At 69.9% G+C, this 19,094-nt stretch carries 14 protein-coding genes and 1 riboswitch; of the genes, 5 read left to right on the top strand and 9 right to left on the bottom strand.

Annotation, left to right across the window (positions count from 1 at the left end; genetic code table 11):
• Window positions 1–73: 73 nt before the first annotated feature.
• From FHU35_RS23685 to FHU35_RS23660, 6 genes are all read right to left on the bottom strand, one after another.
• On the bottom strand, window positions 74–1,372 hold the full coding sequence (locus FHU35_RS23685) for a lysine N(6)-hydroxylase/L-ornithine N(5)-oxygenase family protein (RefSeq protein WP_246110530.1): 1,299 nt from the start codon (window positions 1,370–1,372) through the stop codon (window positions 74–76).
• A gap of 88 nt (window positions 1,373–1,460) precedes the next feature.
• Entirely contained in the window at window positions 1,461–2,288 is an 828-nt protein-coding gene (locus tag FHU35_RS23680) for a siderophore-interacting protein (RefSeq protein ID WP_145743428.1), read from the bottom strand.
• Between the two features lie 98 nt (window positions 2,289–2,386).
• Window positions 2,387–3,751 carry a DHA2 family efflux MFS transporter permease subunit gene (locus FHU35_RS23675; protein ID WP_246110529.1) on the bottom strand — a complete coding sequence of 455 codons (1,365 nt, stop codon included), beginning with the start codon at window positions 3,749–3,751 and terminating at the stop codon, window positions 2,387–2,389.
• A gap of 20 nt (window positions 3,752–3,771) precedes the next feature.
• Window positions 3,772–3,960, bottom strand: coding sequence for an MbtH family protein (locus FHU35_RS23670; protein WP_145743425.1), 189 nt, complete (start codon window positions 3,958–3,960; stop codon window positions 3,772–3,774).
• A gap of 45 nt (window positions 3,961–4,005) precedes the next feature.
• Complete coding sequence (locus FHU35_RS23665) at window positions 4,006–11,073, bottom strand: amino acid adenylation domain-containing protein (protein ID WP_145743423.1); 7,068 nt, start codon at window positions 11,071–11,073, stop codon at window positions 4,006–4,008.
• Between the two features lie 92 nt (window positions 11,074–11,165).
• A complete protein-coding gene (locus FHU35_RS23660; RefSeq protein WP_246110528.1) occupies window positions 11,166–12,518 on the bottom strand; it encodes a GNAT family N-acetyltransferase in 1,353 nt (450 codons plus the stop codon).
• 300 nt (window positions 12,519–12,818) lie between these two features.
• Here FHU35_RS23660 and FHU35_RS23655 point away from each other — a divergent pair, with 300 nt between their 5' ends.
• The 3 genes from FHU35_RS23655 (at window position 12,819) to FHU35_RS23645 (ending at window position 15,423) form a co-directional block, all read left to right on the top strand.
• Window positions 12,819–13,769, top strand: coding sequence for a DivIVA domain-containing protein (locus FHU35_RS23655; protein WP_145743421.1), 951 nt, complete (start codon window positions 12,819–12,821; stop codon window positions 13,767–13,769).
• Between the two features lie 15 nt (window positions 13,770–13,784).
• Window positions 13,785–14,204 carry a hypothetical protein gene (locus FHU35_RS23650; RefSeq protein ID WP_145743419.1) on the top strand — a complete coding sequence of 140 codons (420 nt, stop codon included), beginning with the start codon at window positions 13,785–13,787 and terminating at the stop codon, window positions 14,202–14,204.
• A 100-nt stretch (window positions 14,205–14,304) separates the two neighbouring features.
• The gene (locus tag FHU35_RS23645; RefSeq protein WP_145743417.1) at window positions 14,305–15,423 is read left to right on the top strand and encodes a polysaccharide pyruvyl transferase family protein; all 1,119 of its coding nucleotides are present in this window, start codon (window positions 14,305–14,307) and stop codon (window positions 15,421–15,423) included.
• Here FHU35_RS23645 and FHU35_RS23640 read toward each other — a convergent pair.
• The 3 genes from FHU35_RS23640 to thiD form a co-directional block, all read right to left on the bottom strand.
• Window positions 15,414–15,671 carry a hypothetical protein gene (locus tag FHU35_RS23640; RefSeq protein WP_145743415.1) on the bottom strand — a complete coding sequence of 86 codons (258 nt, stop codon included), beginning with the start codon at window positions 15,669–15,671 and terminating at the stop codon, window positions 15,414–15,416. The genes FHU35_RS23645 and FHU35_RS23640 overlap by 10 nt on opposite strands.
• A 222-nt stretch (window positions 15,672–15,893) precedes the next feature.
• Entirely contained in the window at window positions 15,894–16,604 is a 711-nt protein-coding gene (gene tenA / locus FHU35_RS23635; RefSeq protein ID WP_145743413.1) for a thiaminase II, read from the bottom strand.
• A 61-nt stretch (window positions 16,605–16,665) separates the two neighbouring features.
• The gene (thiD, locus tag FHU35_RS23630) at window positions 16,666–17,463 is read right to left on the bottom strand and encodes a bifunctional hydroxymethylpyrimidine kinase/phosphomethylpyrimidine kinase (protein WP_145743411.1); all 798 of its coding nucleotides are present in this window, start codon (window positions 17,461–17,463) and stop codon (window positions 16,666–16,668) included.
• Window positions 17,451–17,542, bottom strand: a riboswitch (TPP riboswitch). (Overlaps the previous gene by 13 nt.)
• A gap of 263 nt (window positions 17,543–17,805) precedes the next feature.
• Between thiD and FHU35_RS23625 the strand changes: the two genes are divergently transcribed.
• Window positions 17,806–18,543 (top strand): hypothetical protein, encoded by a 738-nt coding sequence (locus FHU35_RS23625; protein WP_145743409.1) that lies wholly within the window; start codon window positions 17,806–17,808, stop codon window positions 18,541–18,543.
• Window positions 18,544–18,841: 298 nt separating this feature from the next.
• Window positions 18,842–18,973 (top strand): hypothetical protein, encoded by a 132-nt coding sequence (locus FHU35_RS30225; protein WP_281290263.1) that lies wholly within the window; start codon window positions 18,842–18,844, stop codon window positions 18,971–18,973.
• The last annotated feature ends 121 nt before the right edge of the window (window positions 18,974–19,094 follow it).

The raw sequence follows: 19,094 nt of genomic DNA, 5'->3' as shown, positions 1-19,094 counted from the left end.
GCGAGATTCGACCCGGAACTTCCGGTACTCGGACTTCGCGGTAAATGGGAATCCCCGCAGTCGGGGCCACGGGTCAGCGGGTGAGGGCGTAGTCGCGGGTGGGGGCCTTGCGACGCGCGACGATGGAATCGCGGATCTCGCCCGCGCGGACCGCCCCGTTGGACAGCAGCGAGGACGTGATGCCGTGGGTGTGCTCGGTGCCGCCTTGGAGGTAGAGCCCTCCGGGGACGTCCCCGGAAGTCCGCACCCGGTAGTCGCGCTCGACCTGCAACGAACCGTGCTCGTCCCACTCGCAGTGGCGGGCCAGCTCGCCGAGCAGCGTGTACGGGTCGCGCGGGCTGCAGCCGGTCGCGTAGACGAGCAGGTCCGCGTCCAGGACGTGGCGCTCGCCGCTCGGCTGGAACTCGACGGTGACCTCCGCTCCTTCCGGAAGCGCACCGACGTCGACCAGCCGACTGGCGTTGAAGATCCGCAGGCGCTCCGCACCCCGCACCTTCTCCTGGTAGGAGCGGGCGTAGAGCTCCTCGATCAGCTCCAGGTCGACCACCGAGTAGTTGGTGTTGCGGTGGTAGTCCATGAGCTTGGCGCGGACCTCCGGCGAGGAGGAGTAGAAGTCGTCCACGGCCTGCGGGTCGAAGATCCGGTTGGCGAAGGGGCTGTCGTCGGCCGGGCTGTAGCCGTAGCGGCCGAACACCGCGCACACCTCGGCACCGGTGAAGGTGCGGTGCAGGTAGTCGGTGACCTCGGCGGCGGACTGTCCCGCGCCGATCACCACGCAGCGCTTGGGCTCCTCGGTGAGCTCCGGAACGCGGTGCATCAGGTCCAGGTTGTGCCAGATGCGCTCGCCCAGCTCGGCGCCCTCCGGCAGCGAGGCTTCCAGCCCTACGGCCATGACGACGTTGTGCGCCTTGTGCACGGCGAGCTGCCCGCCGTGCCGGACGACGACCTCGAAGTGGTCCTCGACCGGGTAGACCTCCACGACCTCGGAGTCGTAGCGCACGACGCCGTCGAGCCGGCTCGCGGCCCACTCCAGGTAGTCGTGGTACTCGACCCTGGTGGGGAACAACGTCTTGTGGTTGATGAAGTCGGCTAACCGCTTCTTGCCGTGCAGGTAGGACAGGAACGAGAAGTCGCTGGCCGGGTTGCGCATGGTGACCAGGTCCTTGAGGTAGGACACCTGCATCGTGGTGCCCTCGATCAGCATGCCCCGGTGCCACCCGAAGGACGCCTGGCGTTCGAAGAACAGCGTGTTGACGGGGTCGTCCGCGGTCCGGTTGTGCTCCTCCAGCGCGATCGCGAGCGCCAGGTTGGACGGCCCGAAGCCGATGCCCAGCACGTCGTGGACTTCCTCTTGGTTCAGCGCCGCAGACACGTCGTCCCCTCGGTTCGCCGGAGCCCGACTCGCGGGCGGGTGAATGTACCGGCGAAACCGCGGGTTTGGCCGGTTCTCGCCGCGTCGGTCAGTCCCGATCGTGGTTGTGCTTGTCGTGGTACTCGGTCTCGGCCATGCCGTGCTTCCAGTAGCCGATGGCGAGCACGGACTGGGCGTCCATGCCCCGCTCATCGCGCAGGTGCCGCCGGATGCCGCGCACCACGCCGGACTCCCCCGCCACCCAGGCGGAGACGTCGACGTCGGCGGGCACGTCCAGCTCCTGCACGGCGTTGATCAGTTGACGCGAGAGGCCGGCCGAGCGGCCTCCGCGGTGCAGCCAGGTCCACCGCAGGTCCGGCGGGCACTGCACGTGCTGCCGGTCGGCGGCGGTGTCGACCTCCAGGAGCACGTGGCCACGCGCGGTCGGGGGCAGCGATTCGACGATGCCGGAGATCGCGGGCAGCGCGGTCTCGTCGCCGACCAGCAGGTACCAGTCCGCCGCGCGGCAGATCTTTCCGCCGGGCCCCATCACGCCGAGGCGGTCGCCGGGCCTGGCGTTGCGGGCCCAGTTGGAGGCCACCCCGTGCTCGCCGTGCATCACGAAGTCGATGTCGAGCTCGCCGCTCGACTCGTCGTAGCGGCGAACGGTGTAGGTGCGCATGGTCGGCTGCACTTCCGGCTCCGGCCAGCTGTACCGGCCGGTCTCGGAGTCCAGCTGCGGGAGGACCGGCCGGTCCTGACCCTGGCGCGGCACGAAGACCTTGATGTTGGGCCCGGTGTGCTGGTCGAGGAAGCCTGCCAGCTCCTCGCCTCCGAGGGTGACCCGACGCATCGACGGGCTCAGCTCAGCGGTGCGCAGCACCTCGAGGTCGCGTGCCGGGGGCCGGTTGCGCCGAAGTCGATCCGCGGTTCCCATCGACCAAGCGTTCCTTTCCGTTCCACCAACGATCGTTTAGTTAAGGCTAGCCTAACCATAGATCGGAGGATTGTCTTCCCCCTGGTGGCTCAGATCTCTCAGCGACCGGCCGCGACGGGTTCCCGTTGCAGCACTACGGATTCCGTGACCCGCAACGCCAGGAGAGCACCGATGATCGCGAATCCGGCGGAGGTCACCATCGCCAGGTGATATGAGCCCAGCCCCGGACCGGCAGCAGCCAGAACGCTGGCCGTGATGGCCACGCCGAGCGCCGAGGCCACCTGCCGCTGCACGTTGAACAGCGTCGACGCACCGCCCGTCGCGGCTTGGTCGATGGTCATGAATGCGACGACCTGCAGTTCGGCTGTCGCGGCGCCGACGAAGAAGCCCGAGGCCAGCTGGACGAACGCCGCCATCCAGACGTCGTGCGGTCCGATCGCGTTCATCAGCGCGAACGACAGCGACGCCCCGGCCATCGCCACCGCGATCAGCAGCCGCGGCCCGAACCGCCGGTGCGCCCAGCCGACCAGCTGCGAGGCGATCATCAGACCGACCGCCTTCGGCAAGGTCACCAGGCCCGTCTCCCACGCCGACGCACCGAGTTCCACCTGGTACATCAGCGTGAAGCCGTAGAGCGTGCCGAGGAAGCCCACCAGGCACGTGAACAGGATCAAGCTCGCCCGGCGAAAATGGTTGTCGGCGAACAACCTCAAGTCCAGCATCGGGTGCTCGGTGCGCAGCTGAGCCCGCACCAGCACGGCCAGCAGCGCGATCCCGGCGGCACCCGCGAACCAGTTCAGCGCTGCCGGGGCACCGGTGGCGACGCCCTCCAGCGCGAAGACCACCAGGCCGAGACCTGGTGCGGCCAGCGCGAATCCGCGCAGGTCGAAGCGCTTTCCCGGAGCCTCCACGTGTTCCTGCAGCAGCAGCGCGCCGAACACCAGCGCCGCAACGCCGACGGGCAGGTTGACGAAGAATCCCCAACGCCAGGTGAGGTGCTCGACGAAGAACCCGCCCAGCACCGGCCCGAGCGCGGGCGCGACCGCAGTGGGCAGCAGGAGCACGCGCGAGAGCCGAATCCGCTCGGCCGGCGGGTAAGCGCGGAACAGCAACGTCAACGCGACGGGGCTCATCACCCCGCCACCGGCGCCCTGCAGGACGCGCGCCAGGGTCAGCTGGAGCAGATCGCCCGACACCCCGCACAGCGCGGAGGCGAGCACGAAAACGCCGAAGGCGGCGAGGAAGACCCGCTTCGTGCCATACCGGTCACCGAGCCAGCCCGACACCGGGATGCACACCGCGAGGCTGACCAGGTAGCCGACGTTGACCGAGGATGCCGAGCTCGCCGACACCGAGAAGTCCTCGACCAGCGCGGGAAGCGCCACATTGACGATGGTGGCGTCCATGCCGTTCATGAACATCGCGGCGACGTAGCAGACGCAGACCGCGACCTGCGGGTTCACCCGCCGCAGCGCACCCGGCATCAGCGTGCGGGCCGCATGTCGGTCCAGTGCACCTCGATGTGGTCGACGCAGGACTGCCGGTCGGTCGGGCCGTGCGCGATGGTCCACCCGGCGGGCACCTCGATCGTGGCCGGCCACAGCGAGAACTGGTCCTGATCGTTGATCAAGGCGTAGTACTGCGCGTCCGGATCCTCGAACGGGTTCGTCATCGTCTTGCTCCTCTTCTCCTCCACCGAACACCCGACGTCCCCGGTTCACCGCCCAGCAGGCGGTGAACCGGTTCGGCCTTCCGACTCGGTGAGCGCTCGCTGCACGACCGCTGCGATCTCGGCCAGGGGTTCTGGCTGGGTCATGTCCTTGTGCTCGCAGGCGATGTCGTGGTTGATCACGTCGCCGTCCACGTACTGCTGCCACATCTCGCTGGTCAGCGACTCCTTCGCCGGCTTGACGGTGGCGCTGAAGAACAGCACGTCACCCGCGAACGCGTCGTGCTCGGCGGAGTTCTCCAGGACCGCGCAGTTGGCGAAGTTGTCGATGATGGCGGTGATGCTGTGCTCCTCCAGGTTCGCCAGCGCGCTGCCCTCGGCGGAGAGGATCTTCAGCACGTCGTTCCTGGTCAGAGGCCCGTCATCGAGCTCGGAGAGGTCGTAGCCCGCCATGTAGAGCAGGGCCAGCAGCGCCTCTTCCTCGGTGGGCAGCGTGTCCCAGACGTCCTTGGGATAGGAGTCGAGCATGCACAAGAAGCGCACCTCCTCCCCCTCGGCCTGCAGCTGCGTGCCCATCTCGTGGGCGACCACGCCGCCGAAGGACCAGCCGAGGAAGTGGTACGGCCCGTGCGGCTGCACCTCCCGGATGTGCTCCAGGTACTCGGCCGCCATCTCGGCGAGGCTGCCCGCCACCGGCGCCGGTTCCGCCAGGCCGCGGGTCTGGATGCCGTAGATCGGGCGCTCGTCGTCGATGAGCTTGAGCAGCCCCGAGAACGGCCACGCCAGCCCTGCCGCCGGGTGCACGCAGAACAGCGGCGGTCGGGCCCCGGTGGTGCGCAGCGGGAGCAGGATCTCCAGCGCGTCCCGGTCACCACCGGTGTGGAGGCGCTCGGCGAGCCCCGCCACGCTGGGCGCGGCGAACAGGCTGCCGACGTTGACCTTGATGCCCAGCGCGTCGCGAATCCGGCCGATGAGCTTGGCCGCGAGCAGCGAATGCCCGCCCAGGTCGAAGAACCCGTCGTGCACGCCGACTCTGGGCAGTCCCAGGACGTCGGCGAACAGCCCGCACAGGATCTCCTCGGTGGGGTTGCGGGGCATGTCGTTGCCGACGGCCTCGCCGAGATCGGGTGCGGGCAGCGCGCGCCGGTCGAGCTTCCCGTTGGGCAGCAACGGGAGCGCGTCGACGAGGACCACGGCCGCGGGGACCATGTAGTCGGGCAGTTCCTCGCCCACATGACGACGCAGCGCGGCGGCATCAGACCCGGCGTCGGAGTCGCCGACGACGTAGGCCACGAGCCGCTTGTCGCCCGGCGTGTCCTCCCGGACCACGGCGGCCACCTGCGCGACGTCCTCGTGCTTGGACAGCGCCGCTTCGACCTCCCCCAGCTCGATGCGGAAACCGCGAATCTTGACCTGGTCGTCGGCACGGCCGGCGAAGTCCAACGTCCCGTCCGCGCGCCAGCGCACCAGGTCACCGGTGCGGTACATCCTGCTTCCCCCGCCGCCGAAGGGGTCGGCGACGAACCGCTCGGCAGTCAGGCCCGCGCGGTTGAGGTAGCCGCGGGCGAGCCCGAGACCGGAGACGTAGAGCTCGCCGACGACTCCCGGCGGGCAAGGCTGGAGGCGCTCGTCGAGCACGTGCACGCGGGCGCCCGGGTCGGGCACGCCGATCGGCACGGAGCTCGACACCGCGTCGGGATCGCAGTCCCACAGCGTGGTGTTGACGGTGGCTTCGGTCGGCCCGTAGCAGTTGAGCATCGGACGGTCCCGTCCCCAGCGCTGCACCAGGTCGGAGGGAACCTTCTCCGCTCCGCACAGCAGCGTCGCGTTCTCCGGCAGCTGCACGTCGGCCGGGAACATGCCCATCATCGACGGGCCGATCGCCAGGTGGGTCACCTCGTGGTGCCGCGCGTACTCGGCCAGCGCTTCACCGGGAACCCGCAGTTCGGAGGGCACCACGACGAGGGTGCCGCCGCTGAGCAGACCCATGCAGATCTCCCAGAACGCCACGTCGAAGCTCGGCGAGGCGAACTGCAGCACCCTGCTGTCCGGGGTGATCCCGACCCGCTCGGTCTGGGTGGCCAGCAGCTTGCCGATGCCCCGGTGCGCGACGACGACGCCCTTGGGCGTGCCGGTGGAACCGGAGGTGTAGATGACGTAGGCGGCGTCATCGAGCTCCGGTTCCGGCAGCTGCGGGTCGCCTTCGGGGCGATCGCCGTGGTGCACCAGGGGCGCCGGGAGATCCACGTCCAGGTCATCGGTGAGCACCAGGCGCGGCTGCGCGTCGTCGACCATGTGCCGCAGGCGTTCCGGCGGGTACTCCGGGTCCAGCGCGAGGTAGGCGGCGCCCGCGTGCATCGCCGCGAGCAGACCGATGATCAGCTCCGCCGAGCGCGGCAGCATCACGCCGACGATGTCCCCGGGCCGAACACCCCGCTCCACCAGCAGCTTCGCCTGCTCGGCAACTCGCTCGCGCAGGTGGCGGTAGGTGATCTCGGTGCCATCGAAGACGAGCGCCGGCTTGTCCGGTGCCGCCTGGGCCCGCTCGGCGAGGATCTGCGGGAAGGTGCCCGCCGGGCCGACGTCACCGGTCGCGTCGCCCCAGGCCAGGACCTGCTTGCGGGTGCTGTCTCCGAGGATGTCCAGCCGCCCGATCGGCGTTCCCGGTGCCGCCACGGCGGATTCGAGCAGCATCACGAACCGGTCGACCAGCGATTCCACCGTGCGCTCGCTGAACAGGTCGGTGCTGTACTGCACGAGACCGCGGACGTCCCCGTCAGCGCTCTCGTGGAGGCTGAAGGCCAGGTCGAACTTCGCCGCCCCCGCCGGGATCGTGCCCGCAGAGGTCTCGACGCCGGGCATGTCGGCGCGCACCGACTCGCCCGCGCCCCAGTAGGCCAGCATGACCTGGAACAGCGGGTGCCTGGCCAGCGACCGGGCCGGGTTGAGCAGTTCCGCGAGCCGCTCGAACGGCAGCTCGGCGTTGTCGAAGGCGGCCAGGTCGGTGTGGCGGACCCGGTCGAGGAGTTCGGCGAAGGTCGGCTCACCCGAGGTGTCGGTGCGCAGCACCAGGCTGTTGACGAAGAAACCGACGAGGTCGTCGAGCCGGTCGTCGGCTCGACCGGCCACCGGTGAGCCGATCGGGACGTCGGTTCCCGCGCCCATCCTGGTCAGCAGCGCGGCGAGCGCGGCCTGCAGCACCATGAACGCGCTGGCCTGGTGCTCGGTGGCGAGCTCGCGGATCCGCTCGTGCAGCTCGGCGTCCAGGCCGAAACGCACGGACTCACCTCGGTGGCTCGACACCGCGGGCCGCGGGTAGTCGGTGGGCAGTTCGAGCTGGTCGGGAAGCCCTGCGAGCGCCTGCTTCCAGAAGTGCAGCTGCTGGGCCGCCAGACCGCCGGGGTCCTCCTCATCACCGAGCAGTGCGCGCTGCCACAGCGCGTAGTCCACGTACTGCACGGGCAGCGGTTCCCACTCCGGCGCACGCCCTTCCAGCCGCGCGGCGTAGGCGGTGGACAGGTCCCGCACCAGCGGGCGCACCGACCACTCGTCGCCCGCGACGTGGTGCAGCAGCACCAGCAGCGCGGTGCGCTCAGCGTCGCGGAACAGCTCGACGCGGATCGGCGGTTCCTGCGCCAGGTCGAATCCCCGCTGCGCCGCCTCGGTCAGCGACTTGTCCAGATCGGACACATCGGTGACCGCGAGCTCCGGCACGTGATCGCCGACCACCTGCCGCGGTTCGCCGAGGGTGTCCGGGAACGTGGTGCGCAGGCTCTCGTGCCGGGTGACGACGTCGCCGATCGCGGCGCGCAGCGCGGGCAGGTCGAGTTCGCCGGCCATCCGCAGCACCAGCGGCATGTTGTAGGTGGCGCTGGCGCCTTCGAGCCCGTTGAGGAACCACAGCCGCTGCTGCGCGAACGAGAGCGGGATCTCCTCCGGGCGTCGCGCAGGACGCAGCTCCGGCCTGCCACCGCGCGAGACCTGAAGGCGCTCGGCCAGTTCCGCGACGGTCGGGTGATCGAAGAGGGTTCGGATGCCCACCTCCGCACCGAGTTCGGCACGCACCCGGGCCAGCAGCCGGGTCGCCAGCAGCGAGTGGCCGCCGAGCTCGAAGAACCCGTCGTCGATGCCGACGTCCTCGGCCCCGAGCACGTCGCCGAACAAGCGGCACAGCGCGTGCTCGGTGTCGTTGCGCGCCTGCCGGCCGCGCCCGGCGACATCGGGCGCGGGCAGGGCCCTGGCGTCGAGCTTCCCGTTGGCGGTCAACGGGATCTCCTCGATGGCGACGAACGCGGCCGGGATCATGTAGGAGGGCAGCCGGTCGGCGAGATGCGCGCGCAGCTTTGCCGGATCGGCGTCGCCGACGGTGTAGCCGACCAGGCGCTCGTCGCCGGGGACGTCTTCGCGCAGCACGACCGCGGCCTGCCTGACCTGCGGGTGCACCGCCAGGTTCGCCTCGATCTCACCGAGTTCGATGCGGAAACCCCGCACCTTGACCTGCTGGTCGGCCCTGCCCATGAACTCGATGAGCCCGTCCGGCCGCCAGCGCCCCAGGTCACCGGAGCGGTACATCCGGGTGCCCGGTTCGCCGAACGGGTCGGCGACGAACCGCTGCGCGGTCAGCCCGCGCCGCCCGAGGTAGCCGCGGGCCACACCCTCACCGGCGACGTACATCTCACCGGTGACCCCGGGCGGGACCGGCTGCAGGAGCGAATCCAGCAGGTAGATCCGCAGATCCGGGATGCCGCGACCGATGACGCTGCCGTCGCGCCGCGCCACCAGATCGGCGTCGAGCTCCACGTACGACACGTGCACGGTGGTCTCGGTGATCCCGTACATGTTGATCAGCTTGGGCGGGTCCGGGTGCCTCCGGTACCAGTCGTCCAACCTGGACAGTTCCAGCGCCTCACCGCCGAAGACGACGTAGCGCAGCGCCAGTTCGGCCCCCGGCTTCTCCCGGTCCGCCTGGCTGAGCTGGTAGAAGGCCGAGGGCGTCTGGTTGAGCACGGTGACCTGCTCGCGTTCGAGCAGGGCCAGGAACTCCTCCGGCGAGCGGCTCACCTCGTGCGGCACCACCACGAGCCTGCCGCCGTGCAGCAGCGCTCCCCACAGCTCCCACACCGAGAAGTCGAAGGCGTAGGAGTGGAACAGCGTCCACACGTCCTCGCCGGTGAAACCGAACCACGGTTCGGTGGCCGAGAACAGCCGCACGACGTTCTGGTGCGGGATGGACACGCCCTTGGGCTGTCCGGTGGAACCCGAGGTGTAGATGACGTACGCGGCGTGCTCGCTGGTCAGCGGACCGCGCTCGCCGGGCTTGGGGTTGCGCTGGGAGTGCCGGACGATCTCGCCGATCGCCTTCTCGTCGTCCAGCAGGACCCTCGTGAGCCCTGCCGGCAGCCGGTCCGCGTGCTCCCGGTCGCTGATCAGCATGGCGGGCCGCGAGTCGCCGACGATGTAGGCGATGCGCTCGGCCGGATGCCCCGGATCCAGCGGGAGGTAGGCGGCCCCGGACTTGAGCACCGCCAGCAGCGACACGACGAGGTCCGCCGAGCGCGGCAGCGCCAGCGCCACCAGCTGCTCTGGTCCGACGCCGTGGTCGATGAGGTGGTGCGCGAGCTGGTTGGCGCGCGCGTCGAGCTCCGCGTAGGTCAGCGACTCGTCCTCGAAGGTCACCGCCACCGAGTCCGGCGTGCGCTGGGCCTGCTCCTCGAACAGCTGCGGCAGCGTGGCCGGCGACGGTTCCACGGCGCCGGGCACCGGAGCGTTCCACTCCTCCAGGACGAGGTGGCGCTCCTCGGGCGTGAGCAGGTCGATCCGGCCGACCGGCGCGTCGGCCTCGCTGCCGGCGAAGGAATCCAGGAACCGCAGGAAGCGCTCGCGGTGCGCGGTCAGCTCCTCGGCGGTGTAGCGGTCGGGGTTGGCGTCGAACTCGAACCGCAGCTCGTCGTCCTGGGTGTGGACCAGGACGCTGAGGTCGTCGACCGGCCCGGCCGCGACGTTGTGCACCGTCCCCCGCGCGCCGGCGAAGTCGAGGTCGTAGTCGAAGGACTTGATGTTGATCATCGGCCCGAACAGCGCCCGGTCCGACCCCAGCAGCATCAGGTCCCTGCGCAGCTGCTCGCTGCGGTAGCGCTGGTGCTTGCGCAGCTCCCGCACGGCCTTGGCCACCTGCGCGATCAGCTCGTCGCGGGTGGTCGACGACTCGACCTGCAGCCGCAGCGGCAGCACGTTGACGACCATGCCGGGCACGCGCAGCGCGACCGACCCCATCCTGCCCATCACCGGCAGCCCGAGCACGACGTCGTTCGCCCCGGTCATCCGGTGCAGGTAGGCGCCGAAGGCCGCGATCAGCGCGTCCGGCCAGATCGTGCGCGCCTCCTCGGCCGCGGCTCCCAGCTCCTCCAGGGAGGAGCTCGCGGCCGGCTGGCGGTGGAAGGTGTGCGCGGTCGGCCGCGAGCGCTCGGTCAGGGTGACGACGTCGGGATCGTCCTCGAAGCGCTGCCGCCAGTAGGCCGCGTCGCGTTCCGCTTTGGGCGAGTCGAGGTACTCGCGCTCGTCGGCGATCAGCTCATCCAGGCCGGCGAACGACGACTCCACCGGGTCCTCCCCGGTGACCAGCGCGCTGTAGAGCTCGGCAACCCGCCGGATGATGATCGAGAACCCGTAGCCGTCGATGGCCACATGATGGATGCGCTGGTACCACCACCAGCGCCGCTCCCCGAGCTTGCACAACGCGGCCGTCCACACCCTGCCGCCGTCCCGGTGCGACCGGGTCGGATCGACCGGAGCGACCAGGTCGGCCTGGATCCACTCCTCGGCGACGGCCACCGGGTCGTCCTCGCGGGAGAAGTCCAGGACCGGCAGCTCGACGGCGTCGAAGGCGTCGATGACCTGCTGCGGACCGTCACCGTCGTCGACGACGCGCATCCGCAGCGTCTCCGCCTCCGCGACCACCGCGCGCAAGGCCTCCGCGAACAGCTCCGGGTCTACCGCCGCGTCGATCTCCACGCGCTCGGCCGTGTTGAAGACCGGATTCGCCTGGTCGAGTTGTTGGGCGAACCAGATGCCCGCCTGCGCAGCGGACAGCGGAAACTGGTCAGCTCGCGACGGCATTGCTCTCCCCACGATCAACAAGATAAGTAAGGCTTACCTTAGTTCAGATGGGATCGGGAGTACAGCCGGACACCGGGCCGCCGGGCGTGGGGCTACTCACTCGGACGTGGGAACACCATCAGCGCGGAGTTCTTGCCCGGCAAGCCGACCTCCGCCGCCTGGGCGAAGCCCGCCTTGCCGAACGCACCCACCGAAGCTCCGTTGTGGACATTCGGCTCGGCGACGACGCTCCGGCACGCCGGGTCGGCCGCGAGAAGTCCCCGCGCGACGGCCCCGAGCAGGGCAGACCCCACGCCCTTGCCGATCGCGTCCGGCTCCCCGATCGCGATGTGCGCACCCAGGTCGTGCGGCGCGTGCGAGTAGCAGCGGGCCAGCTGGTCGCGCTGCACGCGGTAGAGCTCCAGGTAGCCGATGTCACGGCCGTCGCGCGCGACGATGCACGGCACCGAGTGCTCACCCGACAGCTGCGCGGAGATCTCGTCGAACCACTGCTTGAGCGGCCAGTCCTGCTCCCAGTTGACCGCGACGTGCTCGCGGTTCATCCAGCGGTGCACCAGCTCGACGTCCGGGCCGCCGTCCTCACCGGCGATCGCCACCGGCCGCAGCACCCAGCCGTCGCCGAGCTCCGGCAGCGGAACCCCGGGCACCTCGGCCGGCGGCTCGGTGCGCAGCGGGTTGCCGACTTCGAACGGAACCGGCTGGACCCGGGCCGCGCCGGTCTCGTCCCGGTAGCGCAGCTGCGACCCGTTGAGCGCCGCCAGGTCGGTCAGCGTCGGATCGTTCAGCCAGTGGTCGATCAGGTCCGCGGTCTGCGGGTGCTGCTCGGCGATCGCGCCGAGCCGCTTCGCCAGGTCGGCGAGCAGGTACTCCTCGTGCACCACGCCCCGCCTGCCCAGCAGGCCGACGACCACCAGCACACCCCTGCTGAGCAGCCGGGCGGTGAGCCCGGCGCGGTCCTTCCCGTCGAACTCGAGGATTCCGGGGAGCAGCCGCTCCTCGATGTGCCTGGTCAGCCAGCGCTGCGCCTCGGCGGCGTTGGACAATGAGCGGCCGACGGTCACCAGGTCGTCCGGCAACGGCAGCGGGTCGACCTCGCGACGCGGCAGCGCGTCGAGCAGCCAGTCGACCAGAGTCCCCGACTCCGGGGCGTTGATCGGCGCCTCCGCCCGCGAGCGCGCCCGCGCGTCAGCCGAGCAGGCCGCCGCCAGCAACGCCGGGTCCGCCGAGACCAGCGTCCGCCCGGACTCGTCGAGCACGCTGATCGAACCGAACCCGTGCGCTCCGGTCGGTGAGTCGTAGACGACATCGACGTGCAGCGACAAGGATGCGATGGTCAGCCGGAGCGGACCTTCGGCGACCGACGTGTGAGTCTCGGCCAGCCAACGCCGCAACAGCACCGAGGCCCGTTGGTGCTGTCGCCCGACCAGGTCGGCTCCGTTCGACACGCCGCGCTCCCCTCCGAGGACACCGATTTGTAAGCGGAGCCTAACCTAATCATCCTGCTGGTCGACAGGCCATCACCCGGAGATCGGGATCGATCGGTCCGACCGGACGAATCGACCATCCTCCGATGTCGTGCACTGTGGACAGATCCGTGTCAACATCCTCGGACGTGTCAGCAAGACAACACGATTGATCAACACCTGATCCGGTGACGACCGTTGTGTCTCACTGGGCGTTGCGTGAATATCCGCCCTACTCTCCGATTCATCGAATGGGCCTACCGTCCGGAGAGGAGATCACCCATGGATGACGCCGACGCAGTCGTACCGCTCCGGCCGGGTTTCGACATCCAGGTCCGCGGGTTCAGCCGCAACCAGGTCGTCGACCACATCGAGGTCCTGGAAGACCAGCTGCGCATGGTCACCATCGACCGGAACGAAGCGGTCCGGCTCAACAACGACCTCCGCAAGCTCTGCGACGACACCCGCCGGAGCCTCGACCAGACCGAACAGCGGCTCAAGAGCATCGAATCTTCCGACACCGGCCTCCCCGCGGCCTCGCAGCGAGTGCAGAACATGCTCGCCATCGCCGAGGACGAGGTCCAGACCCTGCGCGATCAGGCCAAACGGCAGGCCGAGATCATCCGCGGCACCGCGGAGACCGAGGCTCGCGCGCTGATCAGCGAGGCCGAGCAGGCCGCCTCCGAGCTCCGCGACCAGTGCAGCGAACTGGTCACCGACGTCGAGAACCGGCGCGCCAAGCTGCAGCGCGAGCACGAGCAGAAGATCAGCGAGCAGCGCAGCCGCGAGTACCGGCTGCGGCAGGAGATCCGCAACGAGTACAAGCGGGTCGTCTCCAACGCTCAGGAGGAATCCGACGCGCTGATCTCCGAGACCCGCAAGCAGTGCGGCCAGTGGGACGCCGAGTCCGAGCAGCTGCGGCTGGAAGCGCTGGAGGAGATCCGCGTCGAGCGGTACCGGCTGGAGGAGCTGCGAACCTCGGTGCTCTCCGCGATGGACGACGCCCGGCGGACGCTCGACGGGTCGACCGCGGCCCTGCGCGCCAAGATCGACCCGGCCGGGTCGGGCAACGCGGACACCGCCGAGGCCGACGGACCGGTGGAGCCCGAGGAGCACCGGTTGCAGGAGGTCACGCTGCCCGAGCAGCGCGACGACGTGCAGACCTACACGATTCCGATCGAGTCGCAGCACACGACCAACGGAGCGAAGGCTCCGAGCGCGCGGCACAACTGATCAGGGAGGCGGCTGGTGGAAATGCTGGTGCTGATGTTCGTGTGCGGTCTCGCGGTGGCCACGCTGGTGTTCTGGCCGCTGCTCAACCGCGCCAACCGCAAGGCGGCCGAATCGCAGCCCACTGCCCCGCACGGCAGGCACGCGCTGGGCGCCGCCTCGGCCCCTGCCGCCGAGTCCGAGGACGCCACCTCGAAGGACATCGCGCCGAAGGACGCCGAGACCGCCGGTGGCGAGGAGAAGACCGACAGCGAAGGCGACGGCGAGGCGACGCAACCGGTGAAGATCAAGGCGGTCGCACCGGCGCCTCGCGAGCCGGTGCCGATGGAGATGCCCGAGCTGCCGACCGACATCTTCGACACCCGCTTCCGAGCGAAGTTCAACCGCTCCAAGCGTCGCCTGGAGCGCATTCGCGCGGAGATCGAAAAGGCCAGCTGACAACGGTCGAACACCGGGTGCGGTGCGACTGTGGCAGGGGCGTTTTGCCGGTTGCTAGGTTCGGGAGCGAACCTAGCAACCTACGGCTGGAGCCTCCCAGGTGAAGAATCCGCCCCGGATCTACCTCGTCGCCACCACCGGCAACCCCAACTACGGCGACGAGCTGATCGCCGCGGCCTGGCTCAAGCACCTGGCGAAGGTGGCTCCCCACAGCGAGATCTGGCTGGACTCCCCCAACCCCGGCCCCAGCTCGGTGCTGCTCTCCCACCTGCACCCGAACGTCAAGTTCACCGACACGTTCTGGCGGCTGTGCTGGGAGGCCCCCGAGGACGAGCCGTGGGCTGTCGCGGCGTTCGCGCAGCACGCCATCCACAACCCGGGACTCGCTCCGCGCTGGGTCGCGGGCATCGAGCTGGCCGCCCAGATGGATCTGTTCCACGTGATCGGCGGCGGCTTCATCAACGGCATCTGGCCGCGCCACATCGGCCTGCTCGCGGCCACCGCTGCGGCGGCGCACCGGTCTGGCGGCCGGGCCGTGATGACCGGGCAGGGTCTCTCCCCGGTCGCCGAGGGCGCCGGGGCGTTGCTGCGCAGCCTGACCGAGCAGTTCGAGGTCGTCGACGTCCGGGACGAGCCGTCGGCGGCGGCGCTGGTGAACCCGACCGTCACCGGGGACGACATGTTCTTCGGAGTCGAGTCCGGACTGTTCCGCACCGATGATGACGACGTCCGCGAAGTCATGATCTGCATGCAGTCGGACCTGTTGGACGAGTCCGTGCCCGCCTTGGCCGGGTTCCTGCTGGACACGCTGCGCGAGTGGCGGGTCAAGCCGGAGCAGGTGGCGTTCGTGGAGGGGATACCGCGCGCCGACCGGGAGGTCTTCTCGCTGGTCGAGCACGACCTGCCGGGCGCCCGCTTCCACGCGTTCGACGAGATCCTGCGGGAGGGACTGCCGGCCAGGCCAGGTCAGCGCTGGCTGTCGACGAGGTTCCACCTGCACCTGCTGGCCGCGGCGGCGGGCGCGAGCGGCGTGGCGGTGTCGATCAACTCCGGGTACTACACCAACAAGCACCGGTCGTTGATCGAACGGGGTTCCGGCTGGGAGCTGAGCGAGGGGTTGCGGGTTCCGGCGAGTCCGTCGGGCGGCGGCTTCAGCACCGCCGCGCTGCGCGAGCTGCAGCAGCGCAAGGCGGCGCTGGCGAAGTCCATCTACGGCTGAGCCACCCGGGACCGCTCGATGCGCACGGTGTCGGCGAGCGCGTTGGCCTCCTCCGCGGTGCGGGCCTGGGGGATTTCGACCTCCGGCTCCGCCGCGGGCCAGATCTGGGGCGCCGCGACGCCGGGACGCAGTTCCGCGCCGCCGACGGCTTCCGGAGCGGTGCGACGGCGGTCAGCGATGTAGAACGGCGCGGCCGCCAGGATCGGGACCGACATGCCGATGAAAACGATCAGAAGAGAAGTGCTCACAGTCCCGGAACTCCATCCACGCTCGCGGAAGACCCGCTCGATGAAACACCCTGCTCAGACAGGGGCCTCGCCCAGCATGTCGCTGTGTGAGCCACTTCGTTAACAGCACGACTTTGTGTCGCGCCTCACAATCGAGATCACGCTTTCGGGTACTGCGAAACGAATGACGGCCCGCCATTCCCGGCGAGCCGTCATCGAGTTCCGCGATACGTGAAACCGTTGTCAGGCAAGGAATTTCGCGGTCGGCCAGGTTTCCTTGACCCACGCGCTGTTCCAGAAGAGCCACTCGTACTCGGTCGCCCGGCTGAACGCGGCGAACATCTGCTCCCGCGTCGCGGCGTCGGAGCGCGCCGCGACCTTGTCGGTGAGCTCGCGAGCGGCCAGCACGGCGTCGGCGAACTCGTCGTCGGCATAGGTCGTGATCCACGCCTTGTAGGGATGCCCCTCGATGTCCCCGGTCGCGTCGAGGATCTTGCTGCCGACGTACTGGTACACCCAGAAGCAGGGCAGGATCGCCGCGAGCAGCACCGGGTACGACTCGATGAGCGCACAGGAGCGCAAGTAGGACGTGTAGCCCAGGCACGTCGGAGAGGTGTCGACGCCGTCGATCTCCTCGTCGGTCAGGCCGAACTCCTCGACGTACCCGGCGTGCAGCCGGCGCTCCTCGACCAGCGCGCCTTGGGCCGCCCCGGCGAGGAACGCCGCGTCGGCGGGGTCATCGGCGCGGGTCGCCGCGGCCGACAACGCCTGGGCGAACCCGACCAGGTAGCGCGCGTCCTGGACGATGTAGAAGGCGAAGACGTCCCGTTCCAGGCCTCCGTCGGCGAGCGCCTTGTTGAACGGGTGGTCGACGATCGCCTGCTGCAGGTCGGCGGTGCGCTCCCACGCCTCGGCGCAGAACCCCCCGGCAGGCGGAGCGGGCAACGTGCTCATGGCAACTCCTCGTGACATCGAAATCTCGGGTGCGGTGGCGCGCAGAACTGCCCTCGGCCGGTCACCACCACCGGTGGAAGTGGTGGACGGGACCGTGCCCATGACCGACGTCCAGGCGTTCCGAGGCGCGCAGGGCTTCGGTCAGGTACTGCTTGGCCTCGCCGACCGCTTCCAGCCAGCCGGCCCGCTGCGGGCGCAGCGCGGCGATCGCGGCCGAGAGCGTGCACCCGGTGCCGTGATCGTTGGTGGTGTCGACGCGCTCGCTGCTGAGGAACTCCGCGAGGCCGTCTCCGTGCAGCAGGTCGACGCTGGACTCACCTCTGAGGTGCCCGCCCTTGAGCAGCACCTGCTTGGCGCCGAGCGCGGCCAGCCGCTCCGCCTGCGCGGGCATCTCGTCCGGGCTGCCGATCTCGGCCTCCCCGAGCAGGTCCGCGGCCTCCGGCAGGTTGGGCGTGATCAGGTCCACCCTCGGCAGCAGCTCGTCGCGCAGCGCGCCGACGGCCTCCGGCGCGAGCAGCCGGTCCCCGCTCTTGGCGACCATGACCGGGTCGAGCACCACGTGCTGCGGCGAGTAGCGCTCCAGCACAGCGGCGACGGCGCGGATCACCTCGGCGTTGGCCAGCATCCCGATCTTGACCGAGTCCACCCGGACGTCGTCGAACAAGGTCACCAGCTGGTCGGTGATGAAGTCCGGCGGCACCTCCTGCACTCGGCTCACCCCGGTCGTGGTCTGCGAGACCAGCGCGGTGATCACCGACATGCCGTAGGCGCCGTTGGCGGAGAAGGCCTTGAGATCGGCCTGGATTCCTGCGCCACCGCTGGGATCGGTCCCCGCGATGGTCAGCACGTTGGGAGCCATGACGTCCCTCCGCTAGTACGAGCTAGGTCAGGTTCGACGGGTGTGTTCTCAGCCCTGCCGGGCACCCCGCGTCACTGGCACCAACCTAACAACAACGGGCAAGCCCCCAGCCCGCGCGCTCCCTGGGCGTCGAGGCCGCGCTCGCCCGGCACGTCCAGATGGGTCATCCTGGCCTCGCGGCGTGCGAGGAGCCTCGATGATTGCGACGAATGCCGCCGCGGGTAGGCCGATAGGAGCCGCGTGCCACTCCTATGGAGCAGCGCGGCCGCGATCGATTTCACACCGTGAAAGCACCCACCGGAAGGCGAGGTAACCCTTCCTCGCGGACTAAAGTGGAGGACGATGGAAACCACGACCGATGCCCCAGGCTTCGCCCGCTCTCGCCGGCAGCGTCCCGCACAGGACCCGGCGCAGATCTGGGCGCCGCTAGCGGACCTGACCGAGGCTGCTGTCGCGGCCGGTTCGGGGACGGTGGCGATCACCCGCGGATTCGACCGCAACAGCCGTCAGCGCGCCAAGGCGCTGCGAGATCTGCTCTCCCAGCGCGACGTGCCCGCGATCGAGGTCACCCCTGCTCCGGGGAGTGATCGACTGCTGGCAGACGTGGCGGTCAGCGCGGTGGTCAACCTGATCGGCGCCGGCTCGTGGCAGCCCTACCGGCTGGCCGCGCAGCTGCGCGCTCCTGTGCTCACGCCCAAGCCCAGCACCGAGCCGGGCGAGGAGGTCAGCAGGGACGTCATCGCGCTGGCCGGTGAGGAGTCCGGCAAGCGGGACGTCGCGCTCTCGCACATCGCGGTGCGCGGCGACAACCCGGCCGAGGGCCGGCTGACCGTGACCTTCGACGAGACCGAGCAGGTCATCGACGGCGGTTGGCTCACGGCCACGGTGTCGGAGGGTCGGCTCAGCGTGCAGTTCGGCGGCCAAGACCTGGCCGAGCAGTCGGTGAGCTGCGGCCGGATCCGGATCGAGGCGTCCGATGCGCCGCACCGCCTGGTGCGCGACGAGCTGCCGATCGCCGATTTCGAGGGCGCTGTCGTGCTCTCCGCCGAGCCCGCAGGGCTGAAGGTGCGCCCGGTCTGACCGTTCTTGGGCCGGACGAGCGGTGCCGGCTAACAACGCTCGCGCAGGGGCGATTCCCGTAGTGGGGGTCGCCCCTGAGTCATGTCCGGGCGATCACGAACCCGGTTGTGATCACGCGCACGTCCCCACCGTTTCGACGAAGTGCCGTCACACCCGCCGGCTCGGCGCGTCCCCCCACCGGAAGCGCGCGCTGCGCGCCTCACCGCATCAAGCGGATCGGCACAGGGAGGCTGGGACTGTGGGGCCCCACCAGGAGTGGCACGTCAGTTGCCGCGACGTCGCCGGACGGCGACAAGACATGTCGGTGTTCGTCAACCACGGCCGGGTCGTGATCGTGTCGCCACCCGGCGAAACGGCGGTGCTCTCGCCGCTGGAGGTCGGTCGCCTGCGCGCGGCCTTGCGCGACGCGGTCGTCAGCGCGGCCGAGTAGAACCCGGGGTCGGCGCGGCGGGAGCGGGCTCCCCCTCCCCCGTCGCGCCGCTCACCCCTCGTCACCCCGGAGCGGCCGGGCTTGCCAGGCATGAGATCTGGATACTCGACAAAGAGGACTT

The organism is Saccharopolyspora dendranthemae (assembly GCF_007829955.1).
Lineage (GTDB): Bacteria > Actinomycetota > Actinomycetes > Mycobacteriales > Pseudonocardiaceae > Saccharopolyspora > Saccharopolyspora dendranthemae.
The sequence above is the reverse complement of the archived record's forward strand: the minus strand, read 5'-3'. Positions and strand labels throughout refer to the sequence as shown.

What these genes read in the sequence shown, in the direction of transcription:
- FHU35_RS23680 (WP_145743428.1), bottom strand. Translation starts at nt 2,288, where the DNA reads ATGGGAACCGCGGATCGACTTCGGCGCAACCGGCCCCCGGCACGCGAC.
- FHU35_RS23670 (WP_145743425.1), bottom strand. Translation starts at nt 3,960, where the DNA reads ATGACGAACCCGTTCGAGGATCCGGACGCGCAGTACTACGCCTTGATC.
- FHU35_RS23665 (WP_145743423.1), bottom strand. Translation starts at nt 11,073, where the DNA reads ATGCCGTCGCGAGCTGACCAGTTTCCGCTGTCCGCTGCGCAGGCGGGC.
- FHU35_RS23655 (WP_145743421.1), top strand. Translation starts at nt 12,819, where the DNA reads ATGGATGACGCCGACGCAGTCGTACCGCTCCGGCCGGGTTTCGACATC.
- tenA (WP_145743413.1), bottom strand. Translation starts at nt 16,604, where the DNA reads ATGAGCACGTTGCCCGCTCCGCCTGCCGGGGGGTTCTGCGCCGAGGCG.
- thiD (WP_145743411.1), bottom strand. Translation starts at nt 17,463, where the DNA reads ATGGCTCCCAACGTGCTGACCATCGCGGGGACCGATCCCAGCGGTGGC.
- FHU35_RS23625 (WP_145743409.1), top strand. Translation starts at nt 17,806, where the DNA reads ATGGAAACCACGACCGATGCCCCAGGCTTCGCCCGCTCTCGCCGGCAG.
- FHU35_RS30225 (WP_281290263.1), top strand. Translation starts at nt 18,842, where the DNA reads ATGTCGGTGTTCGTCAACCACGGCCGGGTCGTGATCGTGTCGCCACCC.